Source organism: Ruegeria sp. (genome assembly GCF_028066395.1).
In the GTDB taxonomy this organism is placed as follows: domain Bacteria; phylum Pseudomonadota; class Alphaproteobacteria; order Rhodobacterales; family Rhodobacteraceae; genus Ruegeria.
The window spans coordinates 1,974-3,063 of record NZ_JALCBM010000102.1 but is presented as its reverse complement, the minus strand read 5'-3'; the positions used below and the strand labels follow the sequence as shown (position 1 = coordinate 3,063).

Annotated in this window: 1 protein-coding gene and 1 pseudogene; both read left to right on the top strand. The window is 63.0% G+C overall.

Features of this window, described 5'->3' with window-relative positions; genetic code table 11:
* Window positions 1-954, top strand: a 954-nt coding sequence (gene mgtE / locus MPJ51_RS20635) for a magnesium transporter (RefSeq protein ID WP_298390770.1), incomplete at its 5' end; no start/stop codon positions are given.
* A pseudogene (locus MPJ51_RS20630) lies at window positions 951-1,090 on the top strand (5-formyltetrahydrofolate cyclo-ligase); the annotation flags it as partial. The gene mgtE and the pseudogene MPJ51_RS20630, both read left to right, overlap by 4 nt.

Below are 1,090 nucleotides of genomic sequence, written 5' to 3'. Positions count from 1 at the left end.
GAAAACTCGGCCGGTCGTCTGATGCAGCGCGAGGTCGTCATGGCGCCCGAGCATTGGACCGTGGGTCAGGCCATCGATTTCATGCGCGCCAATGACGATCTGCCGGATCAGTTCTACTATGTCATTCTGGTCGATCCGCGCCTGAAACCGGTGGCGCAGGTGGGGCTGGGCAAGCTGATGGCGACACGGCGCGAGGTGCCGCTGCACGACATCACCGATGAGGAACTGCATCTGATCCCCGTCGATCAGGATGAGGAAGACGTGGCTTATGCCTTCAATCAGTATCACCTGATCTCATCCCCCGTGACCGACGCCGATGGGCGGCTGGTCGGCGTCATCACGATCGATGACGCGATGGTGGTGCTGGATGAGGAATATGAAGAGGACATGCTGCGCCTTGCCGGGGTCAGCGACGAAAGCTCGATCTCGGACAGTGTGGCGGCGACCAGCAAGCGGCGCTTGCCGTGGCTGGCGGTGAACCTGTGTACGGCGATCTGCGCCTCGCTGGTGATTTCGCAATTTGCGGTGGCGATCGATCAGCTTGTGGCGCTGGCCATTCTGATGCCGATCGTGGCCTCGATGGGCGGCAATGCCGGAACGCAATCCCTGACCGTGGCGGTGCGCGCATTGGCGACGCGCGACCTGACCGGGTCGAACGTAGGGCGGGTGATCCGGCGGGAATTGCTGGTCGGTATGCTCAACGGGCTGTGTTTTGCCATCGTGCTGGGGGTTGTGGGGATGCTGTGGTTCGATTCACCGATGCTGGGTGTCGTGATCGGCACGGCCTTGGTCGTGAACATGATCATCGCGGGCTTTGTCGGTACGGTAGTACCGGTGGTGCTGGACCGTCTGGGCGCTGACCCGGCGCTGGCATCGGGGACCTTCGTGACCACCACAACGGATGTCATGGGGTTCTTCATCTTCCTTGGCCTTGCCAGCGTGGTGCTATTGTGACTGAAACAACCGATCTGACCGACATCAAGGCCGCCGCCCGCAAGGCCGCTTTTGCCCGCCGCAAGGCCGCCTTTGACACCCGCCTGCCGGGCGCCGCCGGGCGCCTGTCCGAGGTTCTGGCAGGCCACCGGGGCGT